The organism is Ignatzschineria rhizosphaerae, assembly GCF_022655595.1.
GTDB classification, from domain to species: domain Bacteria; phylum Pseudomonadota; class Gammaproteobacteria; order Cardiobacteriales; family Wohlfahrtiimonadaceae; genus Ignatzschineria; species Ignatzschineria rhizosphaerae.
Genome location: NZ_CP093379.1, coordinates 2,963,082 through 2,984,046, shown reverse-complemented (window position 1 = coordinate 2,984,046; position 20,965 = coordinate 2,963,082). Strand labels below are relative to the sequence as shown.

16 protein-coding genes are annotated in these 20,965 nt (G+C 38.5%); 11 read left to right on the top strand and 5 right to left on the bottom strand.

Features of this window, described 5'->3' with window-relative positions; translation table 11 throughout:
* Positions 1-11 precede the first annotated feature (11 nt).
* Positions 12-539 (top strand): MarR family winged helix-turn-helix transcriptional regulator, encoded by a 528-nt coding sequence (locus MMG00_RS13705; protein ID WP_242149378.1) that lies wholly within the window; start codon positions 12-14, stop codon positions 537-539.
* A gap of 99 nt (positions 540-638) precedes the next feature.
* On the opposite strand, the gene MMG00_RS13700 is transcribed toward MMG00_RS13705, so the two are convergent.
* Together MMG00_RS13700 and MMG00_RS13695 are read right to left on the bottom strand one after the other, a co-directional pair.
* On the bottom strand, positions 639-1,142 hold the full coding sequence (locus tag MMG00_RS13700; protein WP_242149374.1) for a GNAT family N-acetyltransferase: 504 nt from the start codon (positions 1,140-1,142) through the stop codon (positions 639-641).
* Positions 1,143-1,608: 466 nt separating this feature from the next.
* Positions 1,609-2,154: a hypothetical protein gene (locus tag MMG00_RS13695; RefSeq protein ID WP_242149370.1), complete on the bottom strand. Its 546-nt coding sequence runs from the start codon at positions 2,152-2,154 to the stop codon at positions 1,609-1,611.
* A 307-nt stretch (positions 2,155-2,461) separates the two neighbouring features.
* On the opposite strand from MMG00_RS13695, the gene MMG00_RS13690 reads away from it, so the two are divergent.
* The 9 genes from MMG00_RS13690 to MMG00_RS13650 all read left to right on the top strand — a co-directional run bounded on the left by MMG00_RS13690 (position 2,462) and on the right by MMG00_RS13650 (position 16,338).
* Positions 2,462-3,643: an exonuclease SbcCD subunit D gene (locus tag MMG00_RS13690; protein WP_242149366.1), complete on the top strand. Its 1,182-nt coding sequence runs from the start codon at positions 2,462-2,464 to the stop codon at positions 3,641-3,643.
* 9 nt (positions 3,644-3,652) lie between these two features.
* Positions 3,653-6,901 carry an AAA family ATPase gene (locus MMG00_RS13685; protein WP_242149362.1) on the top strand — a complete coding sequence of 1,083 codons (3,249 nt, stop codon included), beginning with the start codon at positions 3,653-3,655 and terminating at the stop codon, positions 6,899-6,901.
* A 96-nt stretch (positions 6,902-6,997) separates the two neighbouring features.
* Positions 6,998-8,125, top strand: coding sequence for a TIGR03364 family FAD-dependent oxidoreductase (locus MMG00_RS13680; RefSeq protein ID WP_242149358.1), 1,128 nt, complete (start codon positions 6,998-7,000; stop codon positions 8,123-8,125).
* Positions 8,126-8,560: 435 nt separating this feature from the next.
* Positions 8,561-9,643 (top strand): NAD(P)-dependent alcohol dehydrogenase, encoded by a 1,083-nt coding sequence (locus MMG00_RS13675; RefSeq protein WP_242149355.1) that lies wholly within the window; start codon positions 8,561-8,563, stop codon positions 9,641-9,643.
* Between the two features lie 18 nt (positions 9,644-9,661).
* Positions 9,662-10,201: a DUF4334 domain-containing protein gene (locus MMG00_RS13670; protein ID WP_242149351.1), complete on the top strand. Its 540-nt coding sequence runs from the start codon at positions 9,662-9,664 to the stop codon at positions 10,199-10,201.
* Between the two features lie 180 nt (positions 10,202-10,381).
* Positions 10,382-10,837, top strand: a complete 456-nt coding sequence (locus MMG00_RS13665; protein ID WP_242149348.1) for an RDD family protein — start codon at positions 10,382-10,384, stop codon at positions 10,835-10,837.
* A 3-nt stretch (positions 10,838-10,840) separates the two neighbouring features.
* The gene (gene mfd / locus MMG00_RS13660) at positions 10,841-14,203 is read left to right on the top strand and encodes a transcription-repair coupling factor (RefSeq protein WP_242149344.1); all 3,363 of its coding nucleotides are present in this window, start codon (positions 10,841-10,843) and stop codon (positions 14,201-14,203) included.
* Between the two features lie 165 nt (positions 14,204-14,368).
* Positions 14,369-15,736 (top strand): bifunctional UDP-N-acetylglucosamine diphosphorylase/glucosamine-1-phosphate N-acetyltransferase GlmU, encoded by a 1,368-nt coding sequence (gene glmU, locus MMG00_RS13655; protein ID WP_242149341.1) that lies wholly within the window; start codon positions 14,369-14,371, stop codon positions 15,734-15,736.
* 290 nt (positions 15,737-16,026) lie between these two features.
* A complete protein-coding gene (locus tag MMG00_RS13650; protein ID WP_242149337.1) occupies positions 16,027-16,338 on the top strand; it encodes a c-type cytochrome in 312 nt (103 codons plus the stop codon).
* A gap of 256 nt (positions 16,339-16,594) precedes the next feature.
* On the opposite strand, the gene MMG00_RS13645 is transcribed toward MMG00_RS13650, so the two are convergent.
* From MMG00_RS13645 to MMG00_RS13635, 3 genes are all read right to left on the bottom strand, one after another.
* Positions 16,595-17,272: an LOG family protein gene (locus MMG00_RS13645; RefSeq protein ID WP_242149334.1), complete on the bottom strand. Its 678-nt coding sequence runs from the start codon at positions 17,270-17,272 to the stop codon at positions 16,595-16,597.
* A 405-nt stretch (positions 17,273-17,677) separates the two neighbouring features.
* Entirely contained in the window at positions 17,678-18,430 is a 753-nt protein-coding gene (locus tag MMG00_RS13640) for a class I SAM-dependent methyltransferase (RefSeq protein ID WP_242149330.1), read from the bottom strand.
* The gene (locus tag MMG00_RS13635; protein WP_242149325.1) at positions 18,430-18,999 is read right to left on the bottom strand and encodes a DNA-3-methyladenine glycosylase I; all 570 of its coding nucleotides are present in this window, start codon (positions 18,997-18,999) and stop codon (positions 18,430-18,432) included. The genes MMG00_RS13640 and MMG00_RS13635 overlap by 1 nt, the downstream gene beginning before the upstream one ends.
* A gap of 376 nt (positions 19,000-19,375) precedes the next feature.
* Between MMG00_RS13635 and scpC the strand changes: the two genes are divergently transcribed.
* Positions 19,376-20,890 (top strand): succinyl-CoA:acetate CoA-transferase ScpC, encoded by a 1,515-nt coding sequence (gene scpC / locus MMG00_RS13630; RefSeq protein WP_242149322.1) that lies wholly within the window; start codon positions 19,376-19,378, stop codon positions 20,888-20,890.
* Positions 20,891-20,965 lie beyond the last annotated feature (75 nt).

Sequence of the window (20,965 nt, the reverse complement as noted above, 5' to 3'; positions counted from 1 at the left end):
AGATCGGACTTATGCAGAAAAACAGCCCACAACCTCGTCAAGACTCGTCTGAAAAAGATCTTATTGACGATATCATCCAAAAATGGCAAGCAACTACCATTTCTGAGAATTCTTATATAGGCACAGAAATTATCGGCCGAATGGTAAGAATGAATGCTTTTATTCAGCAGCGTGTAGAAGAAAACCTCTCACGCTATGATCTCAATACCGGTGATTTTGATCTTCTTGCGGTATTGCGCCGAGAAATGGAGGAAGGTCTAACGCCTAGAAGAATTCAAGAATTGATTTTAGTTTCTTCAGGCGGCCTCTCTAATCGTATGACACGGCTTGAAGCTCGAGAACTTATCACAAGGCTTCCTGATCCCAATGACCGCCGAGGCGTGATTGTTCAATTAACAGAAACAGGAAAAACACTGATCGACATCGTTGCGCCGAGCCATCTCACCTTAGAAAATGAGCTTGTAGCAAAACTATCGACTGATGAGCAAACGACGCTCACATTACTTTTAAAAAAAATGCTTCGTACTCTAGAAAACTAAAAAGCAGAATCATTAAAGTCACTAGCCATGAAGCATCTCGTTAAGAGTATCGTGATAAACGGCTCTTAACGATTCTTGATCATCCTTAAAAATCATCAATTAATACATCAAATGAATGATCTTATAAGGATCTTCAGCCATCAAATCTCCAGGTTCGGGCGTTGTTTCATCAAACATCGATAACCCACAGCTTTCAAAAAAATGTAACGCTGGTAGATTATCAATATAAACATCGGCATAATTTGCCCCTAACTTTTCATGTGCAAATTGCATTAATGCCTGCCCAATTCCTTTTCTTTGATACGCTTTAGCAACGGCAATTCTTTCGATAGAATCTTCTTCAACGGCTAATATGCCTATCAGCTTTGATGTTTCCATTTCAAAAACACCATATAACTCGCTAATATCTGTTAAGAAGCTCTCAATCTCTTTTTCTGTTTGCAGGTAAAGCGCTTTACCTGCTAATACGTTACTTTCTGCTAAACAAGAACTTAACAACGTTGCCGCTAAAAGGATATCTTCTGCGCTTTCTAATCGCTTTAAAGTAATCTCTCCTTGCTCACTTATAGGTTGTAAAAATATATTACGCTCAATTTTTTTCATGATCTCTTCTCTTATGACTGCTTTAAACTACTTCTCTAAACCGCTTTTTATAGTCGATTCGCACTGTTTGAAAAGTAAAACTATAGCGCATGAATCAAACCAGCTTGTACAATACTGAGTAGTAAATCTTTTGCGCTTCTTATAGTGAAATCGGTTTAAAAGTGGCTGAATCAAATTGCCGGCGCATCGATTATGAGAAGCACAAAAATAGTTCTATCCGGCAGCATGCAAGCTAATTTAATACACACTTTGTGCTCTTAATACTTTTAAAATAATGTTTCTTGAGCCGAATCTACTATATAACCGATTACTCTATTATTGCGTGAATCAAGCTATGATTCACTTTAATGATTGGATAAAAAAACGCCGGCACTTTAAAAGTTACCGGCGTTTTAATCAAACTCTTATCAGCATCTGACACGATTAAACCCTTTTGTTTAATCGATACATTTAACCTTGATGACTCCTAGAACTGACTGGGATCTTCCACGCGCCCCTCTGGATGATGTTCATCATAATTTTTAGCCACTTTAGAAAACTTAGCGGTAATGATGGCGCAGATATACGCATAAATCGCACCCAATACAGCGCCAATTGGCGCGGCAATTAATAACTTATAATTAAACGCTTTTAACCCCAACATATTCGCAATAGGCTCATCAATCATTAATACAAAGCCTAATAAAATCAGTAAGTAGAGAAATGTTAAAATAAATCCTCTTCTAGCAGCGGCTAATCTAAAAGTACCATCTAAAGGTTTATTCCCATATCCACTCATCCAAAACCCGAGAATTAAGCCTAAAGGGAGAACTGCTGAGAAAGTAATGATAGAAAATGGCACAATACGACTGAGCTGAATCGCGTCTTGAATGCGATCTGCCACCATAATATTTAAAACGGTATAAGCAATGGCAAAGGTAATTAACGTAAAAAGCCCAAATAGATAGAAAAATGTTAAGGTAATTCGTCCACGCTGATTCTCTTGATATCTTTGATTTGCTGGGATTGTCATGACAAACTCCTTGTATTCCATGTTTAACGATTAATTTCCCAATTTGCTACTGACTATTATTTTATCATATTGACAGTTTCTTAGGATTTTATTCTTAAGGTAGAAAGAAGATCTTGCCAAGATTTATGGAGTGTAAAATAGTGTGGGGATTCAAATGTCACAAAAATCGCGCTAACTTTTAAAAGATATTTTTAGAAATCACTCTTAAATTAAGAATTTCCCATACAAATACGCTCTTCCTAAGACAAACGCTGTAATATAAATCCCATGATAAAATGGCGATTCATAGAACTTAGGGATTATGACGATGAAAATTCTTCACACAGCTGATTGGCATTTAGGAAAACTCATTCACGGTATTTATATGACTGAGGATCAAGCCTATCTGCTTGACCTTTTAATTGAGTATATCGAAGCTGAAAAACCTGACCTGATCATTATTGCCGGCGATATTTATGATCGTGCAATTCCGCCAGTGGAAGCTGTTGAGCTTTTAAATCATTTTCTCAACCGTGTTGCTTTAAAACTTCATATTCCGATTATCGCTATTAGCGGTAATCACGATAGCCCCAAGCGCCTGATGTTTGGAAGCACCTTCTTACAAGATAAAAACTGCCACCTCATCACAACAATAGATCCAAACTTTACGCCGATTATATTTAACGATGAATATGGTGAAATCCACTGCTACCCAATTCCTTATGTAGAACCTGCTGAAATTAGAGCGCTCTATCAAAACCCGAGCATCACAAGCCATGATGCGGCCTTTAAAGCGCTCATGAAGCATTTAACCCCAAAGCTTGATCCTAATGCTCGAAACATCCTTATTTTACATGCATTTGTCATTCACTCTTCAACGCCGGAAAAACTCACCTCAGAATCTGAAAGACCACTTGCTATTGGCGGCTCTGAGTATATCTCAGCCGATTACTTTAAAGACTTTGACTATGTCGCGCTTGGGCACCTTCATCAAGCCCATAAAATTAAGAATGAAACCATTCGCTATTCAGGCTCTTTACTTAAATACTCCCTCTCAGAGGCGCATCACGAAAAAGGAATTTTACAACTGCATTTGCCGGCAAAAGGGGACCCTATTGAGATCGAGAAGATTGTCTTTACCCCTAAACGGGATTTACGGGAAGTCAGAGGGACACTTAAAGAGATGCTAACAATGCCGGAAAGCCAAGATTATATCTTTGTCACCTTACTTGATGAAACTCCTGTACTTCAACCGATGGAACAAATTCGCACCGTTTTCCCCAATGCCATGCATGTTCGGCGCGACTTACAAAAATCAAGATCACGAGAAGAAGATCAAACAAAGCTTAAGGAGATTCAAACTCACGATGATCTCTCTTTATTTCAAGGTTTTTATCAGACGCTTATTGAGCGTGAAGCTAGCCCTGAAACTTTAGCAATCTTTAGCAAATCCCTTGCCGAGCTTGAGCAAGATACGACCAGTAACATCCTTATAAAAGACCAAAAATAGGAGAATAACATGCGCCCGCTTAAACTTACGCTCACTGCTTTTGGTCCTTATCATGAAACTGAAATCATCGATTTTGAAGCACTCAAACCGTATGATCTTTTTGTTATCTCCGGCAATACCGGTGCTGGGAAAACTTCTATTTTTGATGGAATCTCTTATGCCCTATTTGGCGGCGCTAGTGGTGAAGATCGTAAAGAAGCAACTTCCCTTCGTAGCGATTTTGCGCCAGATGAATTACCCACATCAGCAGAACTCCTCTTTTCCCTTCGCGGAAAAGCTTACAGAGTCTTTCGTCAGCTTCCTTATACCAAGTCCGGCAATAAGAGCCAAACCCCAGGAAAAGCTGAACTTTATGAGATTGATTTAGAGAGTAATGATCTATTTGCGGAAGTGAGTGCCGTTGATCGGCATATTACCTCAGAAGTTGATCGTAAAATTTTAGAGCTTATCGGATTAAATAAAGCGCAGTTCAATCAACTTGTGATGCTGCCTCAAGGAGAGTATCAACGATTTCTCACCTCAAGCACGAATGAGAAAGAAGCCATTTTACGTACCGTTTTTAATACTGAGAAATATCAAACGCTCATTACAAATCTTAAAATGAAACGAGATGCACAAAATGATCGTGTTATTCGTCTAAGCGGCGCTCAATCACAACTCTTACAATCCCTTTTCACACAACTGCCGGCTCGAGATTCCTTACTCTTCTCTTATCAGAAAGATGAAAACGGACTTCTCAAAAAAGAAATCCCTGTCATCAATCCGCATCAAGCTTTAAGCGGTTTAGCCATTGAAGCGACTTATTATGAAGAAAATCTTCAAAAAATGGCTGATAACATCACTCTCAAAAAACACACAATTCAAGATCTTCAAACAACTATTGCAAAAGCTGAATCGATCAATCAAGCCTTTACCCAGTTAGAAGCTACCCAGCAAGCACTACAAAAAGCGCAAGCACAAGAAGCGGTCATTCAAAAAGCGCGAAAAAGTCTTGAGCTTGCCGAGCAAGCAGAGCCTATAGCACAGCCCTTTGAAACCCTCACTCGTTTGAGAGCAGATGCAAAAATTGCAATGACAAAGCTTAAAACAAGTGAAGCTGAGTTAGCCCAAATAACGCAAATAGCAGCAGAGGCGAGCAAACAACATGCGTTAGAGATCGCTAAAGAGCATCAAAGATCAGCACTCTCTAAAGAAATTATCATGCTAGAGAGCAATCAGCCACGAGTAGCAGCCTTGGCAAAACTTCAAACTGAACATCAAAATTTTACTACAAGCTATGAAGATTTAAGCAAACAACTTGCCGTACAAAAAGGGGATATTGATACCCAAGCTAACAATAGAGCTGCCCAGACTATTACGCTTGAAACAACAGAAAAAGCAGCAATGCCAGCATTTCAGCTCACAAACTACTTACAAAAGCTATCAGAATTAAAAACTATTTTAATAGCCCAGGATGAAAAACAAGTAGCTTTAATACAAGCACAAGAAGCGCTTATTAATGATCAAAAATTAGCAGAAACAGCACAACAGCAATTTGATCTCATTTCTCAAAATTGGCTGACAAATCAAGCCCAACTGTTAGCCCAATCACTACAATCTGGAGATCCTTGCCCTGTTTGCGGGAGCTGCGAACATCCCGCTATTGATGGCAAATTTAACGCATTACCCCATCCGGCAGATAATGAATCAGACCAACAAGCATTAACACAAGCACAAACAACAATGATTGCAGCCAATACACAATATCAGCAATCGCAATTACAAGTAAAACAGCTCTCTAAAGAGCTCCTTAAATCTCAGCAGCAAAACGCCGATAAGTATCAAGAGATTCAGCACTTTTACCAAAGTGAAGAGGCTGATTTATTAGCGTCTTTTCAGTTCCCGAAAATCCTTGAAAATACCGATTTAATCGAACTTAATGCATTAATAACTCAAGTTAACGAAGCAAAAGAGAGTTCCAACAAAAGTCATCAAATGGCTATTAAACAACGTATGCAGCTAAAAGTTGTGGAAACAGAACTCACAGCGCTACGAGAAAAGTTTGAGAAAACGCAAGAAGCTCAACGCCAACTAGAAACCACGCTCACTACTAAAAATGCTGAGATCGCCGCGATTACGGCAATGATTCCTAAGGCGCTACAAGATGTCGCGGTCTTTCAACAAAACTTAGATCAGCAAAAAAAAGCCCTATCTCTACTTAATAGCGCACTAGACGCAGCGCTACTTGCTAAAACGGAAAATGATCAAAAACTTGCGGTATTAACAAATCAAGTTGCGCATGAAAAATCAGCCGTTGATAATCTCGTTAATGCCGGCATTGAAGCTCGAAAAATGCTCGATTTAGCATTAATTGAGGCAGGATTTATCACAAAAGATGATCATGGCGACATCACTGCCGATAAATCAGCCTTTATTGCAGCAAGATTAATGCCATCTGAAATGCGTATGCTTAGAGAAACAATCCAACATTATGACCAACAAATTGAAGTTCTCAAACAACAAATAATTATCTTAGAAGCACAGCTTAAAGATCAAACCACGACTGATCTTTCTAAGCTTAAAGCAACGCTTCAAGAAGAAGAAACCGCCTTACAAGTACTTAATGAAAGCGCAATTTCTGCAAAGCATGCACTTAAAACTATTAAACAAGCTACTGAAAAAATCCAAGAAAATGCAAAATCATTGGAAAAAGAGCGCTCATACCTGCAAAAAATTATTGAAGTCCATGATCTTTTGCGAGGCGATAATCCACAAAAGCTCTCCTTTGAACGTTTTATCCTCATTGCGTACTTTGAACAAGTGATTGATGCGGCAAACCTTCGTTTGCAACAGATGACAAATGGTCAATTTGAGTTTATCCGCTCAGAAAATCTTGCTTCTCATGGCAAACAAAGTGGGCTTGATCTCGATATTTATGATGCTTATACGGGGGAGGCTCGTGATGTCAAAACCCTCTCCGGTGGAGAGAAATTTAAAGCCTCGCTCAGCCTTTCTCTTGGAATGGCAGATACTATTCAATCACACCAAGGAGGAATCTCTATTGATACACTCTTTATTGATGAAGGCTTTGGCTCTCTAGATGAAGAATCTTTACTTCAGGCTTTAGATGTTCTTATTGATCTACAAAACTCTGGCAAAATGATCGGCGTGATCTCCCATGTTGAAGAACTCAAGCAGACATTACCGGCAAGAATTGAAGTCACAAAAACTAAAGGTGGCTTTAGTAAAACAAAGATTATTACCCAAGATTCTCAATAAAATGAATAGCTAAACGATGATCTTGTTATCAAGCTGACATTTTCTTTACGCATAATCATCTCTTTAATAAGGGAAATATTATCGTAAGGATTGAAGATGAAATATGACGTTGCAATTGTCGGCAGTGGGATCTTAGGATTAAGTCATGCTTATGCCGCTGCTGAAAAGGGCTTAAAAGTCCTGCTTTTAGAAAGAGATCAGATGCCAAGAGGTGCATCAATTCAAAATTTTGGCTTTGCGATGCAGCTTGGGCAAGCCCCTGGTGAAATGTTGGAGCTCGCAAAAACAAGCCGAGAAATCTGGCAACATTTTGCAAAAGAGGCTCAATTTGATAGTTTTCAGCAGGGATCTCTACTTTTTGCTCGCAATGAGCTTGAGGCGAGCTTATTAGAATCATTTTATGAAACACGGGGAAAATCACAATATCCGTGCCAATTACTCACTGAAAAAGAGATTGCCCTTTTATATCAGGGGCAATTTTCCCACTTTAAACGCGCACTTCACGGCACGGAAGATCAAGTCATTTATTCAAGAGAAGCCATTTTACAACTCGCCAAATGGATCGCTGAGCACCCGAATGTTACGGCTCATTACAAAACGCTTGTTTATGAGATTGATCCTGATAAAGGTCTCTTAAAATCCTCTCAAGGAAATTTTACGGCCAATCACATCTTTGTCTGCTGCGGTCATGATTATCAAACACTCTTTGCTAAGGAGATTGCTGCGCTCAACCCTATTGTCTGCCGTTTACAGATGCTCCGCGCAACACCAACTCACGACATTCAGCTACAACATGCGCTTTTTACAGGATTAAGCTGCCTGCATTACGATGCCTTTGCCGGATTACCAGAAATCAAAGCCTTACAAGAAAAAGTCGTAAGTGAGACCCCACTTTTAGATCAATATAAAATCCACCTTCTCATAACCCCCACTCCTTATGGAGATCTTATTATAGGGGATTCTCACGATTATCACGAAGAAGTTCTCCCTTTTAATAATGCGAAGATCGACCAATTAATCCAATCATTAGCAGAAGAAGTACTCGAACAAAAAATCATGATAAAAGAGCGCTGGCAAGGTGTTTATGGGGCAAAAGGAGAAGAGCCTATCTCCATTCTTACACCAAGCGATAAGGTCTCTATCGTATTAATGCGTACAGGACTTGGTATGAGTGTGGGCCCTGCTTTAGGTTTAAAAAACATCTCCCAATATCTCAATCACTAAGCTGGAAATTATGACTATTTTCCCTAGATAATTTCTGTCTAAAAATATCTAGGGATTTCAGAAAAAATATTAAACCTCTAAAACTTTTGGTTCTCTAAAGTGAGGCATTTACAGACTTTTAATCTAATTTTCCACATAAAAAATATTTTATACTATTGAATTTCAGTTCATTGAAACTAAATTAGATACCATTTTCAAATAACGCTATAAACACATTAATTCGCATCATCACAACCAATCAAACAACAAATTCTAGATGTAAATCTCTATCAAGACTGCGGCAATAAACCTTACAAAACCGTCTGAAACATCCCACTTACCCCTTGATCAAGACAGCTAAACCATTGACGTTAAAAATCTTCAGTGTAACGATAAGGTCTCCACTATTAGAGAAATTTCTCTATATAAAAAGCGTCACAAGGAGAGGGAAATCCAATGAAAGTACAAGCTGCTGTTGTCAGAGAAAACCTCAAAGAATTTTCGATTGAAAACTTAACAATAAGAGCACCCCAAAAAAATGAAGTACTCGTTAAAATTGTGGGCGTTGGTCTTTGCCATACTGATCTTTTAACAAAAAGCAGCCCCGATATTTTCCCAAGCCCTGCTGTTTTAGGTCATGAAGGGGCTGGTATTGTCGAAGCAATAGGGGATGATATTACCGATCTAAATGTCGGCGATCATGTAGTGTTAACCTTTGCCTCATGTGGGAAATGCCCCAACTGTTTAAATCAACAGCCCGCTTACTGCGAGCAGTTCTTTAAGGCCTCCTTTACCGAAAAAGAGGTCTACCAAGATGAACATCACCACCCTATCTTTGGTGGTTTCTTTGGGCAATCATCATTTGCAACTTATGCAATTGCGGATTACCGCTCTGTCGTTAAGATCTCCAAAAATGCTCCACTCAAACTGTTAGGACCTCTTGGATGTGGTATTCAAACAGGGGCTGGCGCAATTTTTAATACCTTAAAACCCAAAAAAGGAAGCTCCATTGTCATCTTTGGTGCTGGCGCTGTAGGTTTATCGGCACTACTTGCTGCGATTATAGCGCAGTGCTCCCCCATTATTATGGTAGATATGAAAGAAGAGCGCCTTTCACTCGCTAAAAAACTTGGGGCAACACATACCATTAATGGCTCTGAGGATGTTGTTAAAAAAATTAAAGCACTCTCTGATGATAAAGGTGTCAACTACACGCTTGAATGCACGGGAATTCCTGCGGTATTACGTCAAGCGGTTGATGTTTTAGCATTTCTTGGCACCTGCGGCGTTATTGGTGCGGCTGATCCTAAAGCTGAAGTCTCCCTCAATATTAATCAGATCTTAAATGGTAAAACAGTAAGAGGCATCATTGAAGGGGATAGCAATCCTTATGAGTTCATTCCACAGCTTATTAAACTTTGGGAAGAAGGAAAATTTCCTTTTGATCAATTTATTAAAGAATATCCTTTAGCAGATATTAATCTGGCAATCACAGAGACTCACCAAGGAGAAGTTATCAAGGCAGTTTTAATTCCTTAATCATTTAAATGGAGAAAGATGATGAAAACTATCACACAAATATTAACCGATCGACAAGCAACAACGGAAGAAGCTTTAGCCGCATTTGATCAATTAGCTGCGGTTCCTTTAGATTTCCTACTAGGGCGCTGGCGGGGGTTTGAAATCGATACCAATCACCCTACTGGTGGAAACTTAGAAAATAGTGGCTGGTATGGCAAAGTATTTAAAGATTTTGAAAATGTCTATCCATTGGTTTATTACACCGAAGATAAAAAAGGGCTATTTGCTGGCGATCCCTTACTCATTGTTGGAAAAACTTCCGCACAATCATCACATGAAGAGATTCAAAAAATCTTAACAAAAGCTCGTTCTAAAACCTCTCACGCGCGAATTAGAATGCTTGAGCATCGCGGCGTTAGTAGTGCAACAATGATTTATGATAATTTTCCGATTAATGATATCTTTCGGAAAATTGATGACAACAGAATCTTAGGTGTTATGGATTTTAAAGGGTCTGATGAGCCTTACTTCTTTGTATTAGAAAGAGATGATCAAGCTTTTGTGATCGATTTCTAATACACATTTTTCAAATATTTCTCATATCATTAAAACCGCCATTTATGGGCGGTTTTCTATAATCTATACGCCTCTATTGTTTAGAAATATATGTTATCCGCCTGATGAATTCCTGAACTCAATTTCACATGCTAAAATACCAGACAATTTCACAACTTTAGCTAGGCAAAAAAATAAGATATGAATAGTAGTTATCCTCGAGCCCTCTTGCATCGCCGTATGGGCGCGCTGTTATACGATATCCTCTGTATTACGGCCTTAATTCTTTTAGTTGGAGTTTTCTTTTTTATTATTAATGGCGGAGAAGAGATCACAGCTGAAGATGTCGTTCTGCGTCAAGTGATGCGAGTATTTATTGTTTTAACACCTATTGCCTATTTCCTCTTCTTTTGGATGAGAGACGCCCACACAACAGGAATGCGAGCTTGGCGTCTTCGTATTCAAAGACTAGATGGCACCCCAATTACTGGCACTATTGCACTTATTAGATTAGGCTTTGCTATTATTAGCTGGATTCCGCTAGGATTAGGTTATTGGTGGGTTTTTGTCTCCCCGACGCGCCTATCTTGGCATGATCGTCTTTCAGGTACTGAAATTATTCAACTTCCGAAACAAGAGAAAAAGAAAAAGCCTTAAATCATGAAAAAAATTGCCCTCAAAACCCTCCCAATCCCTGTACAAAAACGTACTGTTTCATGGGATCTTGAGAATGCTGCAAATTTTGCACTTCATCTTGTCAATTCTGCTAAAAACTGTGATCGCACCTTAATTGTGATTGTGAACAACATGCGCAAAGCAGAAAGTCTTGCTGAAAACTGTGCTTTTTTTGGGGGCAAGGCAACTATTTTCCCTGATACAGAAACACTTCCTTATGATCCATTTTCGCCACAAATTGATATCATCTCCCAAAGGTTATCAACCCTCTATCATTTAAAGGAAGGTGAAAAATCGATCGTCATTGTAACGATTCCAACACTTTTACAACGACTCCCCCCACGAAGCTTTTTTGATGCTAATGTTCTTATCTTTAAGAAAGAGCAAGTTATCGATCGAGAGCTTTTTCGTAGTAACCTTGAAAATGCTGGCTATCTTGCAGTTAACAATGTGCTTTCGCCAGGGGAATTTTCTGCAAGAGGCTCCCTATTTGATCTTTTCCCCATGGGAGAAACAGCGCCTCTTCGAATTGATTTTTTTGATAATGAAATTGATACGATTCGCACCTTCGATCCTGAAACAGGTGATACGCTCAAGACCTTTCAAACGCTATCACTTCTACCCACTCGTGAATTGAATATGAGTGATAAAGGCCTGCAAACCTTTAAACAAAAATATCAAACAAGCTTTACTGATAATGAAGCGCTTCTTAAAAAATCATATATTTATCAAGAAACAATCAAAGGTAATTTACCTTCTGGTATTGAGAGCTATTTGCCTCTTTTCTTTGAAGAGACTGCTACATTTTTTGATTACCTCCCTAAAGAGACAACAATTTTACTCTACCCAGAGCTTGAAGATGAGGGATTACGCTTTCATGAGCTCATTGAGACGCGCTTTGAACGTTATCGTCATGATAGTGAAAAGCCAATACTGCCACCAGCAAGACTCTATCTCACGCCCCAAGGCTTAGAAAATCAGATTCAACAATATCCGATCGTATCGGTTAATTTCCTTACACAATTTCAACCATCTATTAATCTACAAGATTTAAAAACACAAGCCGATCACGGTAAAATCCCCTATATTTTATGTGCAGAAACCTCAGGAAGACGAGAGAATATCCTCAATCGCCTTGCAAATGAAGAGATCACTCCTCAAGTTTACGACTCTATTGAAGAAGCTTTTCAAAACCCTAAGTCATTACTGCTCGTTACTGGTGCATTAACCCAAGGATTTTCAAACCAAGATCCTCTCTTTAGATTAATTACAGAGGCTGAATTTTTAGGCGTTAAACCTCGAGAGTACCGAGCTAAAAGTAAGGTTGCAGATATTGAAGCGATGCTCACAAATCTCGATACCTTAGAGATTGGAGATCCTATTATTCATATTAATCATGGTATCGGCCGTTATGCCGGCATGGATATTATTGATGATACTGAACTTGTCGTCATTCAATATAAAGATAATGCAAAACTATATGTCCCTGTAACCTCTCTTGATCTCTTATCCAAGTATTCTGGTAGTGAAAAAAAATCCGCCCCATTACATAAACTAGGCTCCGATCAATGGGATAAAGCCCGCCGAAAAGCAGCGGAGAAAGCAAATGATACGGCAGCTGAGCTATTAGACATTTATTCTAGGCGAGAAGCCCAAGATGGCAAACAGATGCGTATTCCTGATGAATATGAACAATTTGCCGCAAGTTTCCCTTATAACACGACTCCGGATCAACAAAAAGCGATCGATAGCGTCCTTTTTGACCTTGAACAAGGAAAAATGGATCGAATCGTCTGTGGCGATGTAGGCTTTGGGAAAACAGAAGTAGCTATTCGCGCCGCTTTTATGGCAGCGATGAATGGTTATCAAGTTGCTATTTTAGCACCGACAACGCTACTTGCAGAACAACACGCGACAGCTTTTGAGGATCGCTTTGCCGATTGGCCACTAAAGATCGCAGCACTGTCTCGTTTTCGAAAAACTAAAGAGACTAAGGAGATTCTTGCATCGCTAGAAAAAGGGAATATCGATATTGTCATCGGTACACATCGTTTGCTGTCAGAAGATACCATTTTTAAAAATCTAGGCCTTGTGATCATTGATGAGGAACACCGCTTTGGCGTCAAGCAAAAAGAGCGATTACGCGAACTTCGTGCAGAAGTAAACTTTATGGCGATGACAGCAACTCCTATTCCCCGTACCTTAAATATGGGTCTAACAGGATTAAAAGCTCTCTCTATCATCGCAACACCCCCTGAAAATCGGATTGCGGTAAAAACCTTTGTCAATGAATGGAGCGATGAACTGATCATCGAGGCTTGTACTCGAGAATTTAAACGAGGAGGTCAGGTCTACTTCCTACACAATGAAGTTAAAAGTATTACCGCAGTAGAAGATCGCCTTCTAGAATTAATGCCAGATATCTCTATTGGCGTTGCCCACGGTCAAATGAATGAGACAGAATTAGAAAAGGTCATGCTCGATTTTTATCATCACCGTATTAACATCCTACTATGTACCACTATCATTGAATCAGGTATTGATGTCCCTAATGCTAATACTGTCATTATTAATAAAGCTGATCATTTAGGATTAGCGCAATTACATCAAATTCGTGGAAGAGTTGGTAGATCCCATCACAGGGCTTTCTGTTACCTCATCGTGCCAGAATATGCAGCAATGACAACGGATGCAAAAAAACGAATAGAGGCAATAGCAACCACAGATACTCTTGGCGCTGGCTTTATGCTTGCTAATCATGATCTTGAAATTCGAGGCGCTGGAGAATTACTAGGGGATGCCCAAAGTGGGGAAATTAATGCCATCGGCTTCTCCCTCTATATGGAACTCTTAAGTGAAGCTGCCGAAATGATTAAACGAGGCGGGAAACTGGATATCGCCGATCCTTTTAATAAAGGCCTTGAAATTAGCATTGGCGTTCCGGCACTGATTCAAGAAGATTTTATTTTTGATGTTTCAGCTAGACTTTCATTCTACAAACGGATCGCAAGTAGCAAAACTCAAGATGAACTTGATCAGATTCAAATAGAGATGATTGATCGTTTTGGGTTACTTCCAGATTCTACTAAACGACTCTTTAAACTTGCAGAGCTAAAGCTAAAAGCAAAACCTCTCAATCTTAAAAAAATTGAAGCGAATCAAAATGGCGTGCGTATTATTTTCGGAGAGCATCCTCGAATTAATCCCCAAAAATTAATCTCTCTTATTCAAGATCGTCCACATTTTTATCAATTACAAGGACAAGATGCGCTACGCTATGTACTACCATTAGAAAACCCTGAAACACGGATTAATGCCATTAGTAAATTAATAGATAACATTAGTTGATTCACTATAAATTTTACTATTTTGAATCAAAAGGATAGGTAATATAATTCTTTTTGTTTATTTGAATATTATTCTTAAGGGTATAGACTAACCTCCATTATTATATCTATAAGATCTCTATAGATCTTATAGATAAAAGTTATTGCTATGAAAAAGGACTTCACAATGAAAAAACTCTCAATTGTCGTGCTCGCAGCAGGACTTGGTTCACGTATGAAATCTGCGCTTCCAAAACCTCTACATAAAATTGGGGGAAAACCAATGCTAGAGCATGTTTTAGAGAGTGCTCGTCAATTAAATCCGGATCGCCTCATTGTCGTTTATGGTCATCGTGGTGAAGAACTACAAGCAGCTTTTGCACATCATGAAGATATTACTTGGGCAAAACAAGAGACGTTTGAAGGTACAGGAGATGCAATGAAATATGCACTTCCTTATACTATTGAAGATTCAACAGTCCTTGTATTGTACGGAGATACTCCGCTTATCAACGCAGAGACCTTAGAAGAGTTAGTGAATAATGCCGAAAGAACTCGTTTAAATTGGTTAATCTCAACTTTTGATAATCCTACAGGTTATGGCCGTATTATCCGTGATCATAATAACCATATGATTGCAATTATCGAAGAAAAAGATGCCAATGAAGCCCAAAAGCAGATTAAAGAGATTAATACAGGCATCTTTGCTGTTTGCCAAAAATTTTTAACAGAAGCACTGCCACAAATTGATAATAACAACCAACAAGAAGAATATTATCTAACGGATATTGCCAAACTTGCGGCAAATAATGAAATTACTATTCATACCTTTAATGAAGCTCCTGAACTTATTCAAGGCGTAAATGACCGCGTACAACTTGCTACACTAGAGCGCTATTATCAAAAAGAGATGGCTAAAAAATTAATGCTCAATGGCGTTACGATTGATGATCCTGAATCATTAACAATTCGAGGCAAAATTCAAAATGATTTAGATTGTCATATTGAGCCTAATGTCATTTTAGAAGGTAATATCGTTCTTGGAAAAAATGTAACAATTCGTACTGGCTCAGTCCTAAGAGATGTTGTCATTGCTGATAATACAACCATTCACCCGTATTCTGTGATTGAAATGGCATCGATCGGCAAAAATGCAGATATTGGACCTTTCGCACGTATTCGTGAAAATACAAAACTTGGCGATAATACACGCATTGGTAACTTTGTGGAAACGAAGAATACAACATTAGGCAATGGTTCTAAAGCAGGCCACTTAACCTATCTTGGGGATGCCACAATTGGGGAAGGAAGTAATATTGGTGCTGGTACCATTACTTGTAATTACGATGGCGCTAATAAATATCCTACAATTATCGGAGATCACGCATTTATCGGCTCAAATAGCTCACTTGTAGCGCCGTTAAAGGTTGGGAACCACGCAGCAACGGCGGCTGGTTCTATTGTGCCTAAAGATGTGAAAGATCATGAACTTGTTCGCAATAAACTAGAAGTGATTCATGTTGAAAACTGGGAACAACCTCATAAAGAAAAGTAGATATCAGGCTCATTAAAAACTTAAAAGAATCAAAAAAGGTTTTTTATAAAACAAAAACCTTTTAATATCAACAACTAAAAGAAAAACCTAAACCCCCAGATTATTCATTAATCTACCGTTGCACCAAAGATTGACTATTTTCAATATATTGCGCAATATTTGGTGTTACAATATGATTATTGATAATAAAAGAGCTGTTACAGAACATAAGCGCCAAGAGCAGAAGCGATTTATCCAAGATAGCAGCAAGACAATTTTAATTTGAGTACGCATTCAAAAGGAATACTAGTATGAAAAAATTACTTCTCGTTGCAGCTTCATTCGCAGCCCTAGCGGCACCAACATTTGCACAGGTAGATCCTGATCTTGCATCGGCTTCAGGTTGTTTTGCTTGCCATCGCCAAGATAGTAAATTGATTGGACCAAGCTATGATGAAGTATATGAAAAATATAAAGATGATGCAGATGCTGAAACTTACCTTGTTGAAAAAGTCAAAAATGGTGGTGCAGGTGTTTGGGGTCCAATCCCAATGGCACCAAACCTTCATATTCCAGCAGATACTATCACATTATTAGTTGAGCAAATCTTACATAAAAAATAGTATCAACTTTTCAACAAACCAATAAAAACGCTGACCTTATTTAGATCAGCGTTTTTTTATTCCCTATTTGTATAGCTAAGAAGAGTTCTTATAGTCGATTCGGTTTAAAAGTGACAGAATCAGATTGCCGGCGCATCGGTTATGAGAAGCACAAAAATCATTCTATCCGGCATCCTGTAAGCTGATTTGATGTACAAAACAGGGTTTACCAAACCAAATTGGCTATAATGCCTCATCGAAAAAAATTTAGATCACGCTAAAGCAATCCCGTTTTAATCAATGCTTCTAATACCTCATCAGCACTATCAGCCATTATAAATTTATTAAGATCTTCTTTAACAATCATCTCATGCTTCAAAAACTGAGATTCAAACCACCCCATTAATGGCTGCCAGAAATCACTATCCACCAAAATAACAGGCTTCATCTTCATCTTTTTAGTCTGCATCAATGTAATCGCTTCCATGAGCTCATCCAAAGTCCCAAAGCCTCCTGGGACACAAATATAAGCCGCAGAATAATCCATAAAAATTGTTTTTCTTGTTAAAAAATGTTCAAAAAACAGCGACACATCCTGATAAGGATTTGGCGACTGCTCTCTTGGTAGCTTGATATTTAGCCCAATTGACTGCCCTTTCTCCCCTAACTGACAACCTTTATTTCCCGCCTCCATCACGCCAGGTCCACCACCTGTAATAATCGAGATACCTCTTGCAGAAAGCTTCTCTGCAATTTCAAGCGCGATTTGATAACTTCGGTGAGTAGAACTTAAACGTGCAGAACCAAAAATACTCACAGCAGGGCCTAAATCCATAAGCGTCTCAACCGCCGCCTTAAGCTCCGCATTCACTAATTCTAAATCAAATAGCTCAGGACTTCTTAAGCAAAGCGCATCTGACTTATCGATAGTTTCTGATTCATGACGCTGATCCATTCCTCTAACTCCCTTTGATGTAATCGAACAATAAAGAACGAGTTAGGATAACGTAAGCCCTCTTCATACTCAACATCTATCCCTGCATCAAAAATATTAATAGCGCAAAGACTGATGATCAACTACGCTTTTCAAGTCATTTCCCACAATAATCTATAGTGAAATAGGTTCAAAATAGGCTGATTTAAATGCCGGCATATCGGCTATTAACGATAAGAGATATGTTCTATCTGGCCTCTTACAAGTACTATTTAATAGGTACCTTTATAGATTTATGTACGGCTGGAGGGAATGTTTCATGTTCTTCCTAAAACCCCGTGCCCGCTGTTTAAGACTTACTTTTCTTAAACCAAATCGACTATATTATCCGGTGCTGGTCTGAAACTTTTCAGAAATAAGATCATTCTATAATGGATGATTAAGATAAACATCAAACCGAGTATTAGGCGATTCAACAGAATGATTTGGCCTTTTATCTGCGACAAAAGTTGCCCCTTTCGGACGTTTGACAACAACTCGAGGAACACCACTTTCTATTGCCATTAATAATAAAGATTCACTATCTAAATCAGCACCCACAAGATTACGAATAATCCGTAACTCTTTTTTCACTAATGCTGACTTTTTACGTTCTGGGTACATCGGATCCATATAGATCGCATCCGCAAAAGGTGCTGCTAAATTAAGCTCAATCATACGTCTTAAATAGACAATTGAATCTTCCTTTTCTAAGATAAACTGCTGCGAAAAATCTTCAGATGGCAATTCACTCAACGCATTTGCTAAGAGTAGTTGTAATATTGGATTTCGTTCAAACATTGTGACATTGAATCCCGCAAAAAAAAGCATGCAAGCATCTCGCCCTAATCCTGCAGTCATATCTAACACTGATTTTTGCTCAGTACTTTTCCAACCTAATGCGCGTAACAAAGGCTCTTGGGCTTTATTAATATGTTGCATGCGATAACGCATTTTTTTAGAGAAAAAATCAATCTCCAAATGCCCTGCTTCTAAATCATTCCAATAGAATTTTTTACCATCCCATACAAAACGATTTTCTGTTTCTAAATATGCATCTGTCAGCTCAGAGACAATATAACTCGGCAATGTTGATACGTTATCATGCCCTTTTTTAGTAACCTCAAATGGATAGCCCATTACTCTTTCTCTCTACTTAAATAGCATTCTGCCAAATGATCATCTATAAAACCCGCCGCTTGTAAGAAGGCATACGCCGCTGTACTTCCAAAAAACTTAAAACCAAACTTTTTAAACTCTTTAGCTATCTCATCTGATAAAGGGGTTACCGCAGGTGATAACTCATTTTCCCCATAATGATTCACTATCTGCGCACCCCCTATTTTTTGCCAAAAATAATTTTGGAATGTATCTACCTCTTTAATAAAACGTAAATAGGTTTTAGCATTATGAATCATGGCATTAATTTTTAATCGATTACGGATAATACCATCATCTAGCAATAAGCGTTCAACATCAGCTTCATCCATCTGGCTCATTTTGATTGGATCAAATTCTAAAAAGGCGCTACGGTATCCTTCTCTTTTAGAAAGGACTGTCCACCATGAAAGTCCTGCATGTTGCGTTTCTAATAAAAAAAGCTCAAAAAGTGATTGCTCATCCTTATTGAGTTTTCCCCACTCTTCATCATGATATGATTGATATAAAGCCTGATTTCCACACCATCTACAACGTGACTTTTGTGTCATATATTTCCTCTTTATTCCTCAAAGTAATCGATTAAAAGGCTTATCCTACGCTATAAAGCGACCTATCGTAAGCAGGTATTAACTAAACTTATAATGAGTTATTTTATCTATTTTTTTCCTTTTCTTTGAAGATAATTTTAAAAAAATCCCCATAAAATAAATGATTATTAAAGCACTCATAGCGTTATTTGATAAAAATTAAATGATTGAAAAGCTTGAACTCCCTTTGAACATCTGCCTATATTATAGTCAACTCTACTCTATTTTTACTTCGATCATCATACTTCTGCAACAGAAGTTGTCTTCTTTGTTACAACATATTTTAGTAAAAAATACATTTTATAAAAATAATAAATAACATTGGGGGATAAATACCATGAATACGAATTTAAACAAAAAACTACGCTATCAAGATTTCTTAGATAAAGTTGTTTCTGCCGAGGAAGCAGCCTCTTGGATTAAAGATGGTATGACTCTTGGAATGAGTGGCTTTACACTATTTGGCGAACCAAAAGTCTTTCCTAGAGCACTCGCTGAGCGAGGCAAAACAGAAAAATTCAAAATCAATCTTTTTACCGGAGCCTCTTTAGGTCCCGATGCTGATGAAGCAATGGCAGAAGCAGATATCATTAATCTTAGGCTACCTTATCAAGCCAATCCGGTCATGCGTCAAAAAATTAATAAAGGAGAAATAAAGTATATTGATCAACATCTTTCTCATACCGCAGAAACTATTCGCCAAGGAAACCTAGGGAAAATTGATTATGCAATTATTGAAGCTGCGGCAATTACGGAAGATGGACTAATTATCCCCACAGGCTCTGTTGGGAACTCTCCTATTTTTGTTGAAAAGGCAGACTATGTCATTATTGAACTCAATACTAGTGCGCCTGATAGCTATGAGGGAATCCATGATATCTATATGCCAAAAGAACAAGGGGAAGGACGGCAAGCAATTCCCGTCTATGATGACCTTAGCAAGCGTATTGGTAGTATCGGCATTAAAGTCGATCCTAACAAAGTTAAAGGTATTGTCTTATCAGATCGTCCTGATATTCCATCACCGCTATTTGAACCGAATGAGGAAACGCAAGCCATTGCCGATCATTTTTTAGACTTCCTCTCCAAAGAAGTTGAAAGTGGAAGATTAGGTCCCGACCTTGCACCACTTCAATCAGGCGTTGGTTCTGTCGCAAATGCCGTATTAAAAGGTATGGCAAGCTCTGGGAAGTTTAAAAATCTTATTGTCTCTTCCGAAGTGCTCCAAGATGGGATCTTTGACCTTATTGATGCTGGGGTTGTTAGTTTTGCTGTGGGAACGGCATTTTCTCTTTCAAAAAATCGCGTTGCAACCCTTGCCGAGGATCTTGCTAAATACAGAGACAAAATTTTGTTCCGCCCGCAAGAGATCACTAATCATCCAGAGGTGATTAGACGATTAGGGGTCATCTCATTTAATACCGCCCTTGAGGTTGATATCTACGGGAACGTCAATTCAACACATGTCAGTGGTACTCATGCCATGAATGGAATTGGGGGATCTGCAGACTTCTCTCGAAACTCTCGAATCAGCGCTTTTGTCACACAATCAACTGCAAAAAATGGGGCAATTTCAGCAATTGTTCCCTTTGTCACACACGTTGATCATACGAATCATGAAGTAGATCTCATCATTACGGAGATAGGATATGCCGATATCCGAGGTTTATGCCCAACCGATGCGGCTGAAAAAATCATTGAAAATTGTATGCATCCAACCTACAAAGCGCAAGCAAGAAAATATCTAAAAGATGCTAAAGAAAAACGAGGAGGAAACACACCACATCTATTAGATGAAGCGTTCTCATGGCATATTAATTTAGCAAATAAAGGGACGATGTTATTAGATTAAAAGGTGCTATATCATTAGAAATGACACATTAAAAGCTGGCTTATGCCGGCTTTCTCTTGCTTTTTATTTAATGCC

What these genes read in the sequence shown, in the direction of transcription:
- mfd (WP_242149344.1), top strand. Translation starts at nt 10,841, where the DNA reads ATGAAAAAAATTGCCCTCAAAACCCTCCCAATCCCTGTACAAAAACGT.
- MMG00_RS13680 (WP_242149358.1), top strand. Translation starts at nt 6,998, where the DNA reads ATGAAATATGACGTTGCAATTGTCGGCAGTGGGATCTTAGGATTAAGT.
- MMG00_RS13675 (WP_242149355.1), top strand. Translation starts at nt 8,561, where the DNA reads ATGAAAGTACAAGCTGCTGTTGTCAGAGAAAACCTCAAAGAATTTTCG.
- MMG00_RS13670 (WP_242149351.1), top strand. Translation starts at nt 9,662, where the DNA reads ATGATGAAAACTATCACACAAATATTAACCGATCGACAAGCAACAACG.
- MMG00_RS13700 (WP_242149374.1), bottom strand. Translation starts at nt 1,142, where the DNA reads ATGAAAAAAATTGAGCGTAATATATTTTTACAACCTATAAGTGAGCAA.
- MMG00_RS13645 (WP_242149334.1), bottom strand. Translation starts at nt 17,272, where the DNA reads ATGGATCAGCGTCATGAATCAGAAACTATCGATAAGTCAGATGCGCTT.
- MMG00_RS13635 (WP_242149325.1), bottom strand. Translation starts at nt 18,999, where the DNA reads ATGACACAAAAGTCACGTTGTAGATGGTGTGGAAATCAGGCTTTATAT.
- MMG00_RS13685 (WP_242149362.1), top strand. Translation starts at nt 3,653, where the DNA reads ATGCGCCCGCTTAAACTTACGCTCACTGCTTTTGGTCCTTATCATGAA.
- MMG00_RS13665 (WP_242149348.1), top strand. Translation starts at nt 10,382, where the DNA reads ATGAATAGTAGTTATCCTCGAGCCCTCTTGCATCGCCGTATGGGCGCG.
- scpC (WP_242149322.1), top strand. Translation starts at nt 19,376, where the DNA reads ATGAATACGAATTTAAACAAAAAACTACGCTATCAAGATTTCTTAGAT.
- glmU (WP_242149341.1), top strand. Translation starts at nt 14,369, where the DNA reads ATGAAAAAACTCTCAATTGTCGTGCTCGCAGCAGGACTTGGTTCACGT.
- MMG00_RS13690 (WP_242149366.1), top strand. Translation starts at nt 2,462, where the DNA reads ATGAAAATTCTTCACACAGCTGATTGGCATTTAGGAAAACTCATTCAC.
- MMG00_RS13705 (WP_242149378.1), top strand. Translation starts at nt 12, where the DNA reads ATGCAGAAAAACAGCCCACAACCTCGTCAAGACTCGTCTGAAAAAGAT.
- MMG00_RS13695 (WP_242149370.1), bottom strand. Translation starts at nt 2,154, where the DNA reads ATGACAATCCCAGCAAATCAAAGATATCAAGAGAATCAGCGTGGACGA.
- MMG00_RS13650 (WP_242149337.1), top strand. Translation starts at nt 16,027, where the DNA reads ATGAAAAAATTACTTCTCGTTGCAGCTTCATTCGCAGCCCTAGCGGCA.
- MMG00_RS13640 (WP_242149330.1), bottom strand. Translation starts at nt 18,430, where the DNA reads ATGGGCTATCCATTTGAGGTTACTAAAAAAGGGCATGATAACGTATCA.